Consider the following 16377-nt stretch of genomic DNA (forward strand, 5'->3'; position numbering starts at 1 on the left):
GCCACCCGGCTCCCCGCCGGGCGGGCAGCCGGCCGACTGGCGACCCTGGTCCGGCGGGTCCGCCGCCGGGAGCTGGCCGTCCGGGACGGACACGTCCTCCGAGCCGCCCTACACCGGCCCGCCGCCCACCGGGCGCTACGGCGCGCCCCCGCTGGTGCCCAGCGGCGCTCTGCCGCCCTACGGTTCCCCGCCCTACGGCCCCCCGCCCTACGGCCCCCCACCCTACGGATCCCCGCCCTACGGGTTCCCGCCCTACGGCCCCTCGAGCGGGTACGGGGCCGGCCCCGGCGCCTTCCCCGCCGCACGCCCGGTGCGGCCGACCACGCCGCCGGGTGCCCCGCCGCACGACGTCCCCCAGCCCTTCCTGATGCTCATGCGGGCGCGGGACTGGGCGTGGTGGCGACCGGTGCTCGGCCTGCTGCTCTTCAGCGTCCTGTACCTGGTCGCGGTGCTCGTCCTGGTGGTCGTCGCCGCGGTGACCGGGGTGGCACCCGACCTCGCCCTGCTGGACCTCACCAACCCGCTGGTGCTGCTGGTCACCAACGCCTCGCTGGTGGTGGCGATCCCCATCGTGTGGCTGTGCTGGGCGGTGCCGCACGGCCTCCGGATCGGCTGGTCCTCCTCCGTGCTCGGCCGGTTGCGCTGGCGCCTGCTCCTGCCGTACACGATCGGCGCGCTGCTCACCCTGGGCGTCGCGGTCGGCGCCAGCGTCCTGGTCACCGTCGTGTCCAGCGGGGCGGAGATCACCGGCCCGGACGCCTCGTTCGGGTGGGTGCTGCTCGTCGTGCTGCTCACCACGCCGCTGCAGTCCGCCGCCGAGGAGTACTTCTTCCGCGGCTACCTGAGCCAGGCGGTCGCCGGGTGGATCGGCCGCCCCACCGCCGGCGCGGTCGTCGCCGGAGTGCTGACCGCCGCGCTGTTCTCCCTCGTGCACGCCCCGCCGGACCTGCTCACCTTCCTGAGCCGGTTCGCCATCGGCCTGGCCTTCTCCGCGGTGGTCTGGCTCACCGGCGGGCTCGAGGCCGCGATCGTGCTGCACGCGGTCAACAACGTGGTCATCTTCGTGCTGGTCGGGTTGCTCGGCGAGGAGGCGCTCACGGTCACCGAGTCCTCCACCGGCAGTCCCCTGGTGGACTGGGCCACCGTCGCGCTCGGCATCCTGGCCATGGCCGCGTACGTGGCCTGGGTGGCCCGTTCGCGAGGGCGGCTGCAGCCCGAGCTGCTCAGCCCGGCGCTGGACCTCCGCGGTGCGCTGCCGCCCGGTCCCGGCGGCCAGCAGTGGGCCCCGGCAGGGCCGTGGGCCCCCGCCGGGCAGTGGGCCCCCGCCGGGCAGTGGACTCCGGCTGGACAGTGGGCCCCGGCGCCCCAGTGGACGGCGGCGCCGCAGTGGCCGGCGGCCGGGCAGTGGACGCCGGCACCGTCCTGGTCCCCGGCGCCGCCGTCGGCGCCCCGGTGGGCGCCGCCCCCGGACGACCGGTGGGCGCGTCCGACTGCGGCGCGGGACACACCGGGCGGGTCGCACGCTGCTGACCTGGGCGGACTGCCCGGTCCCGGACCCGGCCGGACCGGCTGACGCGCGGTCGGGGGTGGGTCGCCGCGGACCCCGGCCGGGCATCGGGTACAGTTCTCTCCCGGCGCCAGGAGGCGCTGAACGACCCTTGGGGTATGGGGTAATTGGCAGCCCGACGGTTTCTGGTTCCGTTAGTCTAGGTTCGAGTCCTGGTACCCCAGCGAGGAAGCACCATCTCCTCCGGCACGACCGCACCACCGAGCAGCACGAGAGCCTGGCCCCGTCGTCTAGCGGCCCAGGACGCCGCCCTCTCACGGCGGTAGCGAGGGTTCGAATCCCTTCGGGGCTACACCGCGCAGAGCCCCCGACCCACCCGGGTCGGGGGCTCTCGCCGTCCCGGGCCCCGGCGCGCCGGCCCCTGATGGGCATGGCATCATCGAAGCGCGCCTGCCCCACCCGTTGGAGCAGGACGCTGGAGCAGGACCTGGCCCCGTCGTCTAGCGGCCCAGGACGCCGCCCTCTCACGGCGGTAGCGAGGGTTCGAATCCCTTCGGGGCTACACCGCGCAGAGCCCCCGACCCACCCGGGTCGGGGGCTCTCGCCGTCCCGGACCGCGGCCTGCCAGCCGGTGGCCTGCCTGCAGGGTCCCGCCGCGAGCTCGCGAGTGGTGGGGGCAGGCAGGTCCTTCCTCAGCGGGCGGCGCGGGAGATGGCGACGGCGGCGTCCAGGACGGCGGTGACGACCTCCGGGCTCGGCCGGCGGCCCAGCCGCTCGACCGGGCCGGAGATGGAGACCGCACCGAGCACGCCGCCGGCGCCGTCGCGGACCGGGGCGGAGACCGAGGCGACCCCGGCCTCCCGCTCGGCGACGCTGTGCGCCCAGCCGCGGCGCCGGACGTCGAGCAGCGTGCGGGCGGTGAAGCTGGCGGACGGGAGCAGCGGCGTCACCTCGTCGGCCGGGGCGAAGGCCAGCAGCGCGTGCGCCGCCGAGCCGGCGGTCAGCGGCAGGCGGACGCCGACCGGCACGGTGTCGCGCAGCCCGCTGAGCCGCTCGGCGGCGGCGACGCAGACCCGGCTGGCGCCGTCCCGGACGTAGAACTGGGCGCTCTCGCCGCTGGCGTCGCGCAGCGCCGGCAGGTGGCGTCCGGCGACCTCGGCCAGGTCGGTGCCGCCGCGGTTGAGCTCGGCGAGGCCCGGCCCCGGCGTCCACGCCCCGCCAGGGGTGCGCCGCAGCAGGCGGTGCCCCTCCAGCGCGGTGGCCAGCCGGTGGGCGGTGGCCCGCGGCAGGCCGGTGCGGGCCACCAGGTCGGCCAGACTGGCCGGCTCCTCGGCGACCGAGCGCAGGATCGCCACGGCTTTGTCCAGCACGGCAACGGGGTTAGGCTGTCCCACGCAGCAATACTGCCATCTCATCCAGTGGGACGGTCGGGCAGTCTCGCCCCGTCCCACCCCGTCGAGGAGGACCACCGTGGGCCAGACCCTGGCGCAGAAGGTCTACGAGCAGCACGTCGTGCGGCGCACCGAGGGTGAGCCCGACCTGCTCTACATCGACCTGCACCTGGTGCACGAGGTCACCAGCCCGCAGGCCTTCGACGGGCTCCGGGCCGCCGGGCGCACCGTCTGCCGGCCGGACCTGACCATGGCCACCGAGGACCACAACGTCCCGACGCTGGACATCCTGAGCCCCATCGCCGACCCGGTCAGCCGGGCGCAGGTGGAGGCGCTGCGCCGCAACGCGGCCGAGTTCGGCATCCGGCTGGCCCCGATGGGCGACCGCGACCAGGGCATCGTGCACGTCATCGGCCCGCAGCTGGGGCTGACCCAGCCGGGCATGACCATCGTCTGCGGGGACAGCCACACCTCCACCCACGGCGCCTTCGGCGCGCTGGCCTTCGGCATCGGCACCAGCGAGGTCGAGCACGTGCTGGCCACCCAGACGCTGCCGCAGCAGCCGGCCCGCCAGATGGCGGTCACGGTGGACGGCGAGCTGCCCCCGGGGGTCTCGGCGAAGGACGTCATCCTGGCCGTCATCGCCCGGATCGGCACCAGTGGCGGGCAGGGACACGTCATCGAGTACCGCGGCAGCGCGATCGAGGCGCTGTCGATGGAGGCGCGGATGACGATCTGCAACATGTCCATCGAGGCCGGGGCGCGAGCCGGGCTGATCGCCCCCGACCGGACGACGTTCGAGTTCCTGCAGGGCCGCCCGCACGCCCCGCAGGGCGCCGACTGGGACGCCGCCGTGGCGCACTGGTCGACGCTGCGCACCGACCCCGACGCCTTCTTCGACCGCGAGGTGCACATCGACGCCGCCTCGCTGAGCCCCTACGTCACCTGGGGCACCAACCCCGGCCAGGGCCTGCCGATCAGCGGCGCGGTGCCCGACCCGGCGGAGATCGCCGACGAGGGCGACCGCCGGGCGGCCGAGTCGGCGCTGGCCTACATGGGGCTGACCGCCGGCACCCCGCTGCGCGAGATCGACGTGGACACGGTGTTCCTGGGCTCGTGCACCAACAGCCGGATCGAGGACCTGCGGGTGGCCGCCGCCCTGCTGAAGGGCAGGAAGGTCGACGCCAGCACCCGGATGCTCGTCGTCCCGGGGTCCGTGGGGGTCAAGCTGCAGGCCGAGGCCGAGGGGCTGGACCGGGTCTTCACCGACGCGGGAGCCGAGTGGCGCGGCGCGGGCTGCTCGATGTGCCTGGGCATGAACCCCGACCAGCTGCAGCCCGGCGAGCGGTCGGCGTCCACCAGCAACCGGAACTTCCAGGGCCGGCAGGGCAAGGGCGGGCGCACCCACCTGGTCTCCCCGGCCGTCGCCGCCGCGACCGCGCTCACCGGGAAGCTCACCGCCCCGGCCGACCTGCCCGACGTCCCCGCCGGCGTCTGACGCCACCGCGACTGGAGCCCCCCGACATGGACGCCTTCACCACCCACACCGGCACCGCCGCCCCGCTGCGCCGCACCAACGTCGACACCGACCAGATCATCCCGGCCGAGTACCTGAAGCGGATCACCCGCACCGGCTTCGAGGACGGGCTGTTCATCGCCTGGCGCACCAACGAGCCGGACTTCGTGCTCAACCAGCCGCAGTACGCCGGCGCCTCGATCCTGGTCGCCGGACCCGACTTCGGCACCGGGTCCTCCCGCGAGCACGCCAACTGGGCGCTGCTGGACGGCGGCTTCCGGGTGGTGATCAGCTCCCGCTTCGCCGACATCTTCCGCAACAACTCGACCAAGGCCGGCCTGCTCACCGTCGTGCTGCCGCAGGCCGACGTGGAGGCGCTGTGGTCCGCCGTCGAGGGCGACCCGGCGCTGCCGGTGACCGTCGACCTGCAGGCGGAGGAGGTCCGCTACCGCGACGTGGTGGTCCCGTTCCAGATCGACCCGTACACCCGGTGGCGGCTGCTGGAGGGCCTGGACGACGTCGGGCTCACCGAGCGGCACCTGGACGACGTCGAGGCCTACGAGGCGGCCCGGCCGTCCTGGCTGCCCAAGGCCCTCCCGGCCCTGCCCTCCTGAAGAAGGACCCCTCTGCCCCCCACCGCTCGCAAGCTCGCGGCGGGACCCTGCAGAGGGGCCGGGAGCCTTCCCGGGCACGGGGGTCCGTCAACAGTCGGCGGGGTCGTCGGCGAGGTCGCGGTAGTAGTCGGCGCTCAGCGTTCCGGGGCGGCCGCCCAGCGCCCACACGCTGCCCTTGCCCGACGGCGGCCAGAGCGCGCCGGCGGCCCCCTCCCACCGCACGCCCAGCGCCAGCAGCACCGACGGGATCGCCCCGCCCTGGCTGCAGACCACCGACACCGCGCCGTCGGCCCGTCCGGCGAGCAGCCGCTGCACCGCGGCGACCCCGGCCTCCGGGTCGGCGGTGAACCGCTCCTCGCCCAGCTCGGGCAGCGACCGCACCTCCAGGCCGGTCCGCTCGCCCAGCGGGACGAGGGTCTCCCGGCAGCGCACCGGCTCGGCGGTCAGCAGCTCGCCGGGGCAGAACACCGGCAGCACCCGGGCCAGCCGCCGCGCCTGCGCCCGGCCCCGCCGGTCCAGCGGCCGCAGCGCGTCCGGGCCGTCGAAGTCCGCCCGGTCCCCGGCGCTGGCGTGCCGGACCAGCAGCAGCGCCGGCGCGCGGGGCACGTCGGCGCGCGCCAGGTCGGCCAGCACCGCCCGGTCGTGCGCGTGCGACACCAGGCCGGCGGCCGCGTCCAGGGTCAGCCAGCGCAGCTCGTCGACCTCGTCGTTGGCGGCGAACTCGCCGCCGTCCACCCGCATCAGCCAGTAGTCGACCTCCTTGGCCGCCTGCTGCCCGTCCTTGGACCGCACGGTGTACCGGGTGCGGACGCTGCGCCGGCCGACCGCGACCCGCAGGCCCGTCTCCTCGCCCACCTCGCGGACCGCGGTCTCCAGCGGGTGCTCGCCGGGCTCGGGCTTGCCCTTGGGCAGCGACCAGTCGTCGTACTTGGGCCGGTGCACCAGCGCGGTCTCCAGCGTCCCGTCGTCCGCCGTGCGCCACAGCGCGCCGCCGGCGGCGCGCACCACGGCCGGCCGGTCAGGCAGCGTGCTCACCTCGCGTGGCGAGCAGCTCGGCCTGGTGGTCGTGGTGCCCGGTCCGGTTCCAGCTGCCGTCGGCGGCCAGGTGCCAGCTGCGGACGTCGGGGGCCAGCGCCGCGTCGAACACCCGCTGCAGGTCCCGCTGCACCGCCGCGTCGTTGACCCGCAGCAGCACCTCCACCCGACGGTCCAGGTTGCGGTGCATCAGGTCCGAACTGCCGATCCACCACTCCGGCGTCCCCGCGTTGAGGAACGACATGGCCCGGGAGTGCTCCAGGAACCGGCCGACGATGGACCGCACGTGCACGGTCTCGCTCAGCCCGGGCACCCCGGGGCGCAGCGCGCAGATGCCGCGGACGACCAGCTCGACCGGGACGCCGGCCCGCGACGCCTCGTACAGGCCGTCGATGACCTGTTCGTCGACCAGCGAGTTCACCTTGATCCGGATGCCGCTGGGCCGGCCCTCGGCGGCGTTGCGGGCCTCCCGGCGGATCTTCTCCAGCAGGCCGGTGCGGATGCCCCGCGGGGCGACCAGCAGCGAGCGGTAGGTGGTCTGCCGGGAGTAGCCGGTGAGGGTGTTGAACAGGTCGGTGAGGTCCGCGCCCACCCGCGGGTCGGCGGTGAGGATGCCGAGGTCCTCGTAGATGCGGGCGGTCTTGGGGTTGTAGTTGCCCGTGCCGATGTGGCAGTAGCGGCGGATCACCCCGTTCTCCATCCGGACGACCAGCGCGGTCTTGCAGTGCGTCTTGAGGCCCACCAGGCCGTAGACGACGTGGCAGCCGGCCCGCTCCAGCGACCGGGCCCAGCTGATGTTGGCCTCCTCGTCGAACCGGGCCTTGATCTCCACCAGGACGACGACCTGCTTGCCGGCCTGCGCCGCCTCGATCAGCGCCTCCACGATCGGGGAGTCGCCCGACGTGCGGTACAGGGTCTGCTTGATCGCCAGCACGTTCGGGTCCGCGGCGGCCTGCTCGATGAACCGCTGGACGCTGGTGGCGAAGGAGTCGTAGGGGTGGTGCACCAGCACGTCGCCCTCCCGGAGGGTGGCGAACACGCTCTTGGGCGTCTCCCCCTCGCTCAGCCGCGGATGGGTCGCCGGCACGAACGGCTCGTCCTTGAGCTCGGGGCGGTCCAGGTCGTACAGCGCCGTCAGCGCGCTCAGGTCCAGCAGGCCCGGCACCGAGACGACGTCGGCCGGGCTGATCTCCAGCTCGGACACCAGCACCTCGAGGATCTGCGGGTCCATCGTCTCGGTGACCTCCAGCCGCACCGCCGGGCCGAAGCGGCGGCGGGCGAGCTCGCGCTCGAGGGCCTGCAGCAGGTCCTCGTCGCGGTCCTCCTCCACCTCGACGTCGGCGTTCCGGGTGACCCGGAACAGGTGGTGGTCCAGCACGTCCAGCCCCGGGAACAGCTGCTGCAGGTGGGCGGCGATCAGGTCCTCGAGCGGCAGGAACACCGCCCCGGCGTCGGTGCCCCGCACCCCGCCGGTCCCCACCGGGATGAACCGCGGCACGTTGTTGGGCACCTTGAGGCGGGCGAACCGCGGGGCGCCGGTGTCGGGGTCGCGCACCGAGACGGCGAGGTTCAGCGACAGCCCGCTGATGTAGGGGAACGGGTGCGCGGGGTCCACCGCCAGCGGGGTCAGCACCGGGAACACCTGGTCTCGGAAGTACTCCCGCAGCCGCATCGCCTCGGTGTCGGCCAGGTCGTCCCAGTGCACGATGCGGATGCCCTCGGACTCCAGGCGCGGCGCGACGTCCTTGTCGAACACGCTGGCGTGCCGGTGGACGAGGTCCTGGGTGCGCTCGGTGACCCGGACCAGCTGCTCGCGGATGGTCAGCCCGTCGGGGGAGCGCACCGACAGGCCGGTGCTCTGCCGGCGCTTGAGGCCGGCGATGCGGACCATGAAGAACTCGTCGAGGTTGCTGGCGAAGATGGCCAGGAACTTCACCCGCTCCAGCAGCGGGGCGGCGTCGTCCTCGGCGAGCTCGAGCACTCGGGCGTTGAAGTCCAGCCAGGACAGCTCGCGGTTGAGGAACCGGTCGGCCGGCAGCGGCGCGGTGGTCGGGAGCGTCTCTCGGGGCACCGGTCGATCGTGCCGCATCCCGGAGGACGGCGGGCGGTGCCGGTCAGTTCCCGGCCGCCGGCCACAGCCGCGCGGCCAGCGCCGCGGACGCCGGCCCCAGGCCGAGGGCCCGGGCGGCCAGCAGGTCCGCGGGCGTGTCCACGTCCCGGGCCAGCCCCGGCCAGCTGCCGGCCAGCCGGACGGCGCCCGAGGTCTCGTGCGCCGCGGCCGAGCCGGGGCCGAACCGGGGGTCCAGCGGCCCGGCGGCGACGGCCAGCAGCGTGGTGCCGGTGCCCGCCGCGTCGGGGACGAAGGACCGCGGTGCGCCGGTGCGGGCCGCCGCGGCCAGCGCCGCGCCCAGCTCGGCCGGGCGCAGCGCCGGCAGGTCGGAGGACAGCGCGGCGACCGGACCGCCCGCGGCCCGCCGGGCGCCGTGGTCCAGGGCCGGGTTCAGCCCCCGGCCGGGCTCGTCGGGCACCGTCCGGGCGCCCAGGGCGGAGACCACCGCGGCCGCCCCCGGGTCGTCGGTGACCACCACGACGTCGCCCACCGCCGGGCAGCCGGTGACCGCGGCGACGGTGTCGGCCAGCAGCGCCAGCACCAGGTCGTCGTGGCCCACCCGCCCGCCGGCGCCGGTCAGCGGGCGCAGCCGGGTCTTGGCCGCGGCCAGCCGCTTGGCCGGCACGACCACCGACCACGGCACCAGCCCCACCTCCTGCACCTGGGAAGCTCAGCACACCGCCCGGTCCCGCGTGCCGCCGCGCCTGCCGGGGCCCGCGCCCTCCGACGTCCAGGAGCCCCGACATGAGCACGCCGCCCGCCCGGGTAGCCGAGGCGACCGCCGTGGCCGCCGCCGCCGCGCCCTACCTGGAGTCCTGGCTGGACCACCAGCGCCGCCGCGCGCGGGTGCCCGGCGTGCAGGCCGCGGTGCGCGTCGGCGAGCGGGTGGTGCTGTCCACGGCGCTGGGCGTCGCCGACGCCGACAGCGGGGAGCCGCTGACCACCCGGCACCTGTTCCGGATCGCGTCGCACTCCAAGACGTTCACCGCCACCGCCGTCCTGCAGCTGGTCGAGGCCGGCCGGATGCGGCTGGACGACCCGATCGGGCGCTGGGTGCCCGCGGTGCGGGAGCGGGCGCCGGAGCTGGCCGCGGTCACCGTGCGCGAGCTCCTCGGCCACCAGGGCGGCGTGGTCCGTGACGGCCGGGACAACGACCACTGGCAGCTGCTGCGGCCCTTCCCGGACGAGGCCGGCCTGCTGGGCCTGGCCGCCGACGGCGGGGCCGTGTTCGGGCGCAACGAGCACTTCAAGTACTCCAACGTCGGCTACGGGCTGCTCGGCGCGGCGATCGAGGCGGTCACCGGGCGCAGCTACGCCGAGCACGTCCAGCGGGAGGTGGTGGACCGGCTCGGCCTGACCGACACCGGGCCGGAGTGGGACCCCGCCCGGGCGCGCGAGTACGCCGCCGGGCACACCGGCCTGCTCGACGGCGAGGACGCGCGGCTGACCGTGCCGCACGTGGACACCCGCGCCCTGGCCGCCGCGACGGGCTTCTTCTCCACCGCGGCCGACCTCACCACGTTCGGGGCGGCGCACTTCACCGGCGCCCGCGGCCTGCTCGCCGAGGAGAGCAAGCGGCTGATGCGGCGGCCGGAGTCGGAGATCCGGGCGCACGACGAGGAGGTCCGGCACTACGGCCTCGGGATGGACCTGCGCACCGTGGGAGAGCGCCGGCTGGTCGGACACAGCGGCGGGTACCCGGGCCACATCACCCGCACCTGGATCGACCCCGACGCCCAGCTGGTGGTCAGCGTGCTCACCAACGCCGTCGACGGGCCGGCCGACGTCCTGGCCCGCGGCCTGATCACGCTGCTGGACCTCGCCCTGGCCGCCCCCGCGGGCGGGACACCCGCGGCTGGGCCCGACCCGGCCCGGTTCGCCGGGCGGTTCGCCAACCTCTGGGGCGTCACCGACGTGGCACTGCTCGGCGGCCGGCTGGTGCTGCTGCGCCCCGGCGCCCCGGACCCGACCGAGGGCCACCTGGAGCTCGAGGTCACCGGCCCGGACACGCTGCGGATGGAGTCGGTGGCCGGCTTCGGGTCCGCCGGGGAGACGGTCCACTACGAGTGGGAGCCGGACGGCGCCGCGGCCCGGGTGCGGGTCGGCGGCATCTCCTCCTGGCCGGTGGAGGTCTTCCGCGCGCAGCGGGCCGGTCAGGTCCGGCAGCCGCCGGCCGGCTGACGGTCCCCGCCGCCGCCCGGTCACGGGGGGCAGTGCGACCGTGGCCGGGGGGTGCGGGCACGATCACGTACCGGATCACCCGCAGGAACCGGGAGGAGAACAGTGCCGCAGCCGCTCCCCGCGGTCGCCGTGGACGAGCACGCCCCGCGACCGCCGCGCCGCCGCACGCGGCGCCCGGTCTCCTGGGCGCTGCGCCTGTGCGTCGCCGTCGTCCACCCGGCGACCGTCGTGCTGTTCTCCATGCGCTACCGGCACGGCGGCCGGATCCCGCCCACCGGTGGGGTGCTGCTGGTGGTCAACCACGTGTCCGTGCTCGACCCGCTGGCCTGCGCCCGGCTGGCCTGGGACCACGGCCGCGCGCCGCACTTCCTGGCCAAGGACGACCTCTTCGTCGGCCTGGCCGGCACGATCCTGCGCGCCGCCGGCCAGCTCCCGGTGTCCCGCGGCTCCAGCGCGGCCTCCTCCTCGGTGCGCGCCGCGCGGCGGACGCTCGAGGAGGGCGGGCTGGTGGTGATCTACCCCGAGGGGTCGGTGACCCGGGACCCGGACTGGTGGCCGATGCAGGCCCGCACCGGGGTGGCCCGGCTGGCGCTCACCACCGACGCCGTGGTGCTGCCGGTGGCGCAGTGGGGGCCGCAGCGGGTGCACGACTACCACGCCCGGCGGCTGCACCCGCGGCTGCGGACGCCGGCGGAGTACCTGGTCGGGGAGCCGGTGGACCTCGCCGGGCTGCGCGCCCGGGTCCGCGCCGGCCTGCCGCTGTCCGGCGAGCTGCTGCGCGAGGTGACCGACCAGCTGATGACGCGGGTCCGGGACCAGCTCGGCGAGCTGCGCGGCGAGCAGCCCCCGGTGGCCTTCCACCCCCGGCCGTCCCGCCCGCTGCGCGGGGACGTCGCCGGGGACCTGCCCGGGGACGTCCCCGGGGACCTGCCGGGGGAGGACCGGTGACCCGCGCGGCCGTGCTGGGGGCCGGCTCCTGGGGGACGACGTTCGCCAAGGTGCTCGCCGACGCCGGGACCGACGTGGTGCTGCACGCCCGCCGCGCCGAGCTGGTGGCCGCCATCACCGAGACCCGGGAGAGCCCCGAGTACCTGCCCGGTGTGCGGCTGCCCGAGAAGGTGCGCGCCACCACCGACGCGGCCGAGGCGCTGGACGACGCCGACGTGGTGGTCCTCGCCGTCCCCTCGCAGACGCTTCGGGACAACCTGACCGCCTGGGCGCCGCTGCTGCCCCCGGACGCGTCGCTGCTGTCGCTGATGAAGGGCGTGGAGCTGGGGACGACGAAGCGGATGAGCGAGGTCATCTGCGAGGTGACCGGGGCGACGCCGGACCGGGTGGCGGCGCTGTCCGGGCCCAACCTGGCCCGGGAGATCGCCGAGGAGCAGCCGGCGGCCACGGTCATCGCCTGCACCGACACCGACCGGGGCGAGGCGCTGCAGGCCGCCTGCCACACCGGCTACTTCCGGCCCTACACCAACGCCGACCTGGTCGGCTGCGAGCTGGGCGGGGCGATCAAGAACGTCATCGCGCTGGCCGTGGGCATCACCGAGGGGATGGGCTTCGGCGACAACACCCGGGCGTCCCTGATCACCCGCGGCCTGGCCGAGACCGCCCGGCTGGGCGTGGCGCTGGGTGCGGAGCCGGCCACCTTCGCCGGGCTGGCCGGCCTGGGCGACCTGGTCGCCACCTGCTCCTCGCCGCTGTCGCGCAACCGCACGTTCGGCGAGCGGATCGGCCGGGGCATGTCCGTCGAGGAGGTGCTGCGGACCACCCGGCAGACGGCGGAGGGCGTGAAGTCCTGCCGGTCGGTGCTCGACCTGGCCCGGGCGCACGACGTGTACGTGCCCATCACCGAGGCCGTCGTCCGGGTCTGCCACGAGGGCGAGTCGGCCGGCCGGATCATGCGCGAGATGATGACCCGCGAGGCGAAACCCGAGTAGCGCCCAGCACCGCCGGCCACAGGCCGGCCCCCGAGGAGGACGACGCGTGGACGCCCCTGGACCGACCCCGTCGGCGGACCGGCACCGGCTCGGGCCCGAGCTGGGTGACGGCACCCGGCTGGTGCACGCCGGTGACGAGCCGGTGGTCCCGGGCACCCCGCTGCGCCCGTCCCCGGTGTTCGCCGCGCCCTACCACCTGGGCGACCAGCCGCCCGGCGCCGGCGGGGCCGACGGGTACGCCCGGCCGGACAACCCCACGCTGCGGGTCTTCGAGCGCGCCGTCGGCGACCTCGACGGCGGCGACTGCCTCGCCTTCGCCACCGGCATGGCGGCGATCAGCTCGGCCGTGCTGGCCGTGGCCGGGGCCGGGGACCGCGTCGTCCTCCCCTCGGACGGCTACTACGCGACCCGGGTGCTGGCGCGGGACGAGCTGGAGCGCCTGGGCCTGCGCGTCGAGCTGGTCCCGACGACGGAGATCGGGGACGTCGCCGCCCGGGGCGACCTGGACGGCGCCCGGCTGGTGCTGCTGGAGACGCCCAGCAACCCCCAGCTCGACCTGTGCGACATCGCGGCGGTCGCCCGGGCCACCCGGGCCGCCGGGGCCGTGCTCGCGGTGGACAACACCACGGCGTCCCCGATCGGGCAGCGGCCGCTGGCCCTGGGCGCGGACCTGACCATCGGGGCGGACACCAAGGCGCTGACCGGCCACAGCGACGTGCTGCTCGGGCACGTGAGCAGCGCGCCCACCGACGCCGGGCGGGAGCTGCACGCCCGGATCGCCGCCTGGCGCAAGACCACCGGCAACACGCCGGGACCGTTCGAGGCGTGGCTGGGGCACCGCTCGATGGGCACGCTGGACCTGCGGCTGGCCCGCCAGGCGGCCAACGCGGCGGCCGTCGCCGAGGTGCTGGCCGGTGCCCGGGCCGTCCGCGGCGTGCGGTGGCCGTGGCGCCCCCAGGACCCCTCCTTCGCGCTGGCGCAGCGGCAGATGCTGCGCCCCAACGGCGTGGTGTCCGCCGAGCTGGCCGACGCCGACGCGGTGCTGCACCTGGTGCGGCACAGCCGGTTCTTCCTCGCCGCGACCAGCTTCGGCGGCATGCACACCACCGTCGACCGGCGGGCGCAGTGGGGCGGCGACGCCGTCCCCGAGGGGTTCCTGCGCTTCTCCTGCGGCATCGAGGACACCGCCGACCTGGTCGCCGACCTCGACCGGGCCCTCGAGTCCCTCGGCTAGGGTCGTCGGCGATGACCGGGAGCTCGCGCAGGACCAGGGTCGCTGTCGTCTTCGGCGGGCGGAGCGCGGAGCACGCCATCTCCTGCGTCTCGGCCGGGAGCGTGCTGGCCGCGCTGGACCCCGAGCGCTACGAGGTGGTGCCGGTGGGCATCGCCCGCGACGGCCGGTGGGTGCTCCACGACGGCGCCGCGCTCGCCATCACCGACGGCCGGCTGCCCGAGGTCACCGGCGGCACCGCCGTCTCCCTGGTGGGCGACCCGGCCGGCCGGGGCCTGGCGGTGCTGGAGGCCGGGCAGGCGATCGGCCGGCTCACCGAGGTCGACGTCGTCTTCCCGGTGCTGCACGGCGCCTACGGTGAGGACGGCACCATCCAGGGCCTGCTGGAGATGTCCGGGCTGCCCTACGTCGGCTCCGGGGTGTTCGCCAGCGCCGCCTCGATGGACAAGGAGCACACCAAGAAGCTGCTCGCCGCGGCCGGCATCCCGCAGGGCGACCACGTCGTGCTGCGCGACGCCACCGGCGCGGTGCGCGCCGACCCCGACCTGCTGGACGACGCCGCGCGGGAGCGGCTGGGCCTGCCGGCGTTCGTCAAGCCCTCCCGCGCCGGGTCCAGCATCGGGATCACGCGGGTCACCGACTGGGCCCAGTTCCCGGCCGCGGTCGCCACCGCGGCCGCGGTGGACCCCAAGGTCGTCGTCGAGGCCTCGGTGCCCGGCCGGGAGGTCGAGTGCGGGGTCCTCGCCGGGGCGGGCGGCGGGCTGCCGCAGGCGAGCCTGCCCGCGGAGATCCGGCTGCGGGCCGGCACCGACTGGTACGACTTCGCCGCCAAGTACCTCGAGGACGCCGTCGAGTTCGACGTGCCCGCCGACCTCACCCCGGAGCAGACCCGCGCGGTGCAGGAGATGTCGGTGCGCGCGTTCCTGGCGCTGGACTGCGAGGGGCTGGCCCGGGTCGACTTCTTCCTCGGCACCGACCCGGCGACCGGCGCGGACCGGCTGGTCGTCAACGAGGTCAACACGATGCCCGGGTTCACTCCGATCTCGATGTTCCCCCGGATGTGGGCGGCCTCCGGCGTCGCCTACCCGGAGCTGGTCGACCGTCTCGTGGCCAGTGCCCTGGCGGGGGCCGCTCCGGGGCGCACCGCCCCGGAGGGCGGCGTGCCGGCCGGGAGCGTGCTGGACGGTGGCGCCCGGACCTCCGGGTGACGCGGCGCCTGCCCGGCGCGGCGGTGGCGTTGCTGCTGGCCGGCAGCGCATGCGCCGGGTGCGCCTCGGACGTGCCCGGCGAGGCGCGGGCGGCTCCCGCGACCCCTGCTCCGGACCTGCCGGGGACCGCCGCCGGGCTGGAGGACCTGCTGGTCCCCGAGGTGCCCTCCGGGCTGCCCCGGGTGCCCGACCTGGACCTGGACCCGCCCGCGGGGGAGAAGACCGTCGACGACGTCGCCGGGTACGCCGACGACGCCGCCGAGCAGCGCCGGGTGCTCGAGACGTACGGCTACCAGCACGGCTGGGAGCGGTTCTGGCGCTCGGGCGACGCGCTGACCACCGTGTTCGTCGACCAGTTCGGCGCCTCGACGGGCGCGGACGCCTACGCCGCCGATCTGGTCCGCAACGACGCCGAGTACTACGGCGGGGTCCCCGAGGCCGACCCGCCCGGGCTGCCCGAGGGCTGTGCGGCGATGGCGGTCGACGAACCGGCGGACCACCTCGGGCTCACCGGCCCGACGGCGTTCTCCTGGTGCCCGCACGGGGTGTTCAGCGTGGCGGTCGCGGCGACCGCCGGCACCCCGGAGGCGGCCCGCGCGGAGGTCGAGGCGGTCACCCGGGCCCAGCTGGACCGGCTGCCGCGCTGAGGAAGGACCCCCGTGCCCCCCGCCGCTCGCAGGCTCGCGGCGGGACCCTGCACGGGGGCCGGGATCAGGACGCGGGGGTCGGCTCGGTGTAGGGCAGCGTGGTGCTGATCAGCGGGCCCAGCGCGGTCACCAGGGCGCTGTCGTAGTCCGCCGGCACCCGCACCTCGACCGGCACCAGCCGGTCGACCGTCGTCCACACGTAGACGTCGGGGTCGGTGTCGTCGACGAACCACTCCACGCCGCTGACCGCCAGCGTGCCCGAGCCGGTCGTGTACCCGGCCGGTGGTGCCACCCCGCAGACCAGCACCACCGGGGGGTCGCCCCACGCGTAGGCGTACGGGGTGTCCGAGCGGACCTGCCGGGAGGTCTCCCCGGCGATCTCCAGCGGCAGCTGCTGCATCAGCACCGGGCAGGCCAGCTCGGCCTCCGGGGTGACCTCGGGGGTGTCCACCTCGACCGGTGGCAGGTCGCCGCGCGGCGCCGGCGTGGTGCCCTGCACGTCGGCGACGGGACCGTCCCCGTCCGCCGCGCCGCCGTCCCGGCCCAGCACGTTCGCCAGCACGACCAGCACGACCACCACCGGGAGGACGACGGCGGCGACCACGACGGCGGCCCGGCGCAGGACCGGGTCACCGCCGGCCGGTGCGGTGCTCAGGCGGGTCTCCTCAGGGCTGGGCGGAGCGGGTGGACCCCGGCACCGCGCGCGGGTGCGTCAGAGGTTGACGACGGGGCAGGTCAGCGTGCGGGTGATCCCGTCGACGGACTGCACCCGGGCGACGACCAGCCGGCCCAGGTCGTCCACGCTGGCGGCCTCGGCGCGGACGATCACGTCGTAGGGGCCGGTGACGTCCTCCGCCTTGGTCACCCCGGCGATCTGTCCGATGGCCGCGGCGACCGCGGCTGCCTTGCCGACTTCGGTCTGGATCAGGATGTAGGCGTGGACCACGGGCTGACCTTCCTCGGGCGTCGCCGATCCGGCGGCGGCTGGGAGCACGAA

The 16377-nt window shown here is 76.0% G+C and carries 15 protein-coding genes and 3 tRNA genes; 12 read left to right on the forward strand and 6 right to left on the reverse strand.

Features of this window, described 5'->3' with window-relative positions:
- Positions 1-310: 310 nt before the first annotated feature.
- From ACWIX6_RS05910 to ACWIX6_RS05925, 4 genes are all read left to right on the forward strand, one after another.
- Positions 311-1573: a CPBP family intramembrane glutamic endopeptidase gene (locus ACWIX6_RS05910; protein ID WP_448615915.1), complete on the forward strand. Its 1263-nt coding sequence runs from the start codon at positions 311-313 to the stop codon at positions 1571-1573.
- An 86-nt stretch (positions 1574-1659) separates the two neighbouring features.
- Positions 1660-1731, forward strand: a tRNA-Gln gene (locus tag ACWIX6_RS05915).
- 55 nt (positions 1732-1786) lie between these two features.
- Positions 1787-1859 (forward strand) — tRNA-Glu (locus ACWIX6_RS05920).
- Positions 1860-1996: 137 nt separating this feature from the next.
- Positions 1997-2069, forward strand: a tRNA-Glu gene (locus tag ACWIX6_RS05925).
- A 130-nt stretch (positions 2070-2199) separates the two neighbouring features.
- On the opposite strand, the gene ACWIX6_RS05930 is transcribed toward ACWIX6_RS05925, so the two are convergent.
- A complete protein-coding gene (locus ACWIX6_RS05930; RefSeq protein WP_448615916.1) occupies positions 2200-2877 on the reverse strand; it encodes an IclR family transcriptional regulator in 678 nt (225 codons plus the stop codon).
- A gap of 100 nt (positions 2878-2977) precedes the next feature.
- On the opposite strand from ACWIX6_RS05930, the gene leuC reads away from it, so the two are divergent.
- Positions 2978-4396 (forward strand): 3-isopropylmalate dehydratase large subunit, encoded by a 1419-nt coding sequence (leuC, locus tag ACWIX6_RS05935; protein ID WP_448615917.1) that lies wholly within the window; start codon positions 2978-2980, stop codon positions 4394-4396.
- A gap of 26 nt (positions 4397-4422) precedes the next feature.
- A complete protein-coding gene (gene leuD, locus ACWIX6_RS05940; RefSeq protein WP_448615918.1) occupies positions 4423-5028 on the forward strand; it encodes a 3-isopropylmalate dehydratase small subunit in 606 nt (201 codons plus the stop codon).
- 87 nt (positions 5029-5115) lie between these two features.
- On the opposite strand, the gene ACWIX6_RS05945 is transcribed toward leuD, so the two are convergent.
- The 3 genes from ACWIX6_RS05945 to cofC are packed head-to-tail and all read right to left on the reverse strand — an operon-like array spanning position 5116 to position 8825.
- Complete coding sequence (locus tag ACWIX6_RS05945; RefSeq protein ID WP_448615919.1) at positions 5116-6063, reverse strand: NUDIX hydrolase; 948 nt, start codon at positions 6061-6063, stop codon at positions 5116-5118.
- Positions 6047-8134 carry an RNA degradosome polyphosphate kinase gene (locus ACWIX6_RS05950; RefSeq protein WP_448615920.1) on the reverse strand — a complete coding sequence of 696 codons (2088 nt, stop codon included), beginning with the start codon at positions 8132-8134 and terminating at the stop codon, positions 6047-6049. Before ACWIX6_RS05950 ends, ACWIX6_RS05945 begins: the two co-directional genes overlap by 17 nt.
- 43 nt (positions 8135-8177) lie before the next feature.
- Positions 8178-8825 (reverse strand): 2-phospho-L-lactate guanylyltransferase, encoded by a 648-nt coding sequence (cofC, locus tag ACWIX6_RS05955; RefSeq protein ID WP_448615921.1) that lies wholly within the window; start codon positions 8823-8825, stop codon positions 8178-8180.
- A 92-nt stretch (positions 8826-8917) separates the two neighbouring features.
- Here cofC and ACWIX6_RS05960 point away from each other — a divergent pair, with 92 nt between their 5' ends.
- From ACWIX6_RS05960 to ACWIX6_RS05985, 6 genes are all read left to right on the forward strand, one after another.
- Complete coding sequence (locus ACWIX6_RS05960; RefSeq protein WP_448615922.1) at positions 8918-10354, forward strand: serine hydrolase domain-containing protein; 1437 nt, start codon at positions 8918-8920, stop codon at positions 10352-10354.
- Positions 10355-10456: 102 nt separating this feature from the next.
- Positions 10457-11302, forward strand: a complete 846-nt coding sequence (locus ACWIX6_RS05965) for a lysophospholipid acyltransferase family protein (RefSeq protein ID WP_448615923.1) — start codon at positions 10457-10459, stop codon at positions 11300-11302.
- A complete protein-coding gene (locus tag ACWIX6_RS05970; protein WP_448615924.1) occupies positions 11299-12294 on the forward strand; it encodes an NAD(P)H-dependent glycerol-3-phosphate dehydrogenase in 996 nt (331 codons plus the stop codon). The genes ACWIX6_RS05965 and ACWIX6_RS05970 overlap by 4 nt, the downstream gene beginning before the upstream one ends.
- A gap of 46 nt (positions 12295-12340) precedes the next feature.
- Entirely contained in the window at positions 12341-13528 is a 1188-nt protein-coding gene (locus ACWIX6_RS05975; RefSeq protein ID WP_448615925.1) for a cystathionine gamma-lyase, read from the forward strand.
- Positions 13529-13539: 11 nt separating this feature from the next.
- The gene (locus ACWIX6_RS05980; protein ID WP_448615926.1) at positions 13540-14733 is read left to right on the forward strand and encodes a D-alanine--D-alanine ligase family protein; all 1194 of its coding nucleotides are present in this window, start codon (positions 13540-13542) and stop codon (positions 14731-14733) included.
- Positions 14730-15380 (forward strand): hypothetical protein, encoded by a 651-nt coding sequence (locus ACWIX6_RS05985; protein WP_448615927.1) that lies wholly within the window; start codon positions 14730-14732, stop codon positions 15378-15380. Before ACWIX6_RS05980 ends, ACWIX6_RS05985 begins: the two co-directional genes overlap by 4 nt.
- Positions 15381-15444: 64 nt before the next feature.
- Here ACWIX6_RS05985 and ACWIX6_RS05990 read toward each other — a convergent pair whose 3' ends face one another.
- Together ACWIX6_RS05990 and ACWIX6_RS05995 are read right to left on the reverse strand one after the other, a co-directional pair.
- Complete coding sequence (locus ACWIX6_RS05990) at positions 15445-15984, reverse strand: DUF3515 domain-containing protein (RefSeq protein WP_448615928.1); 540 nt, start codon at positions 15982-15984, stop codon at positions 15445-15447.
- Between the two features lie 108 nt (positions 15985-16092).
- Positions 16093-16326, reverse strand: coding sequence for an Lrp/AsnC ligand binding domain-containing protein (locus ACWIX6_RS05995; protein ID WP_448615929.1), 234 nt, complete (start codon positions 16324-16326; stop codon positions 16093-16095).
- Positions 16327-16377: the final 51 nt, after the last annotated feature.

It is taken from the genome of Modestobacter sp. URMC 112 (genome assembly GCF_053502575.1).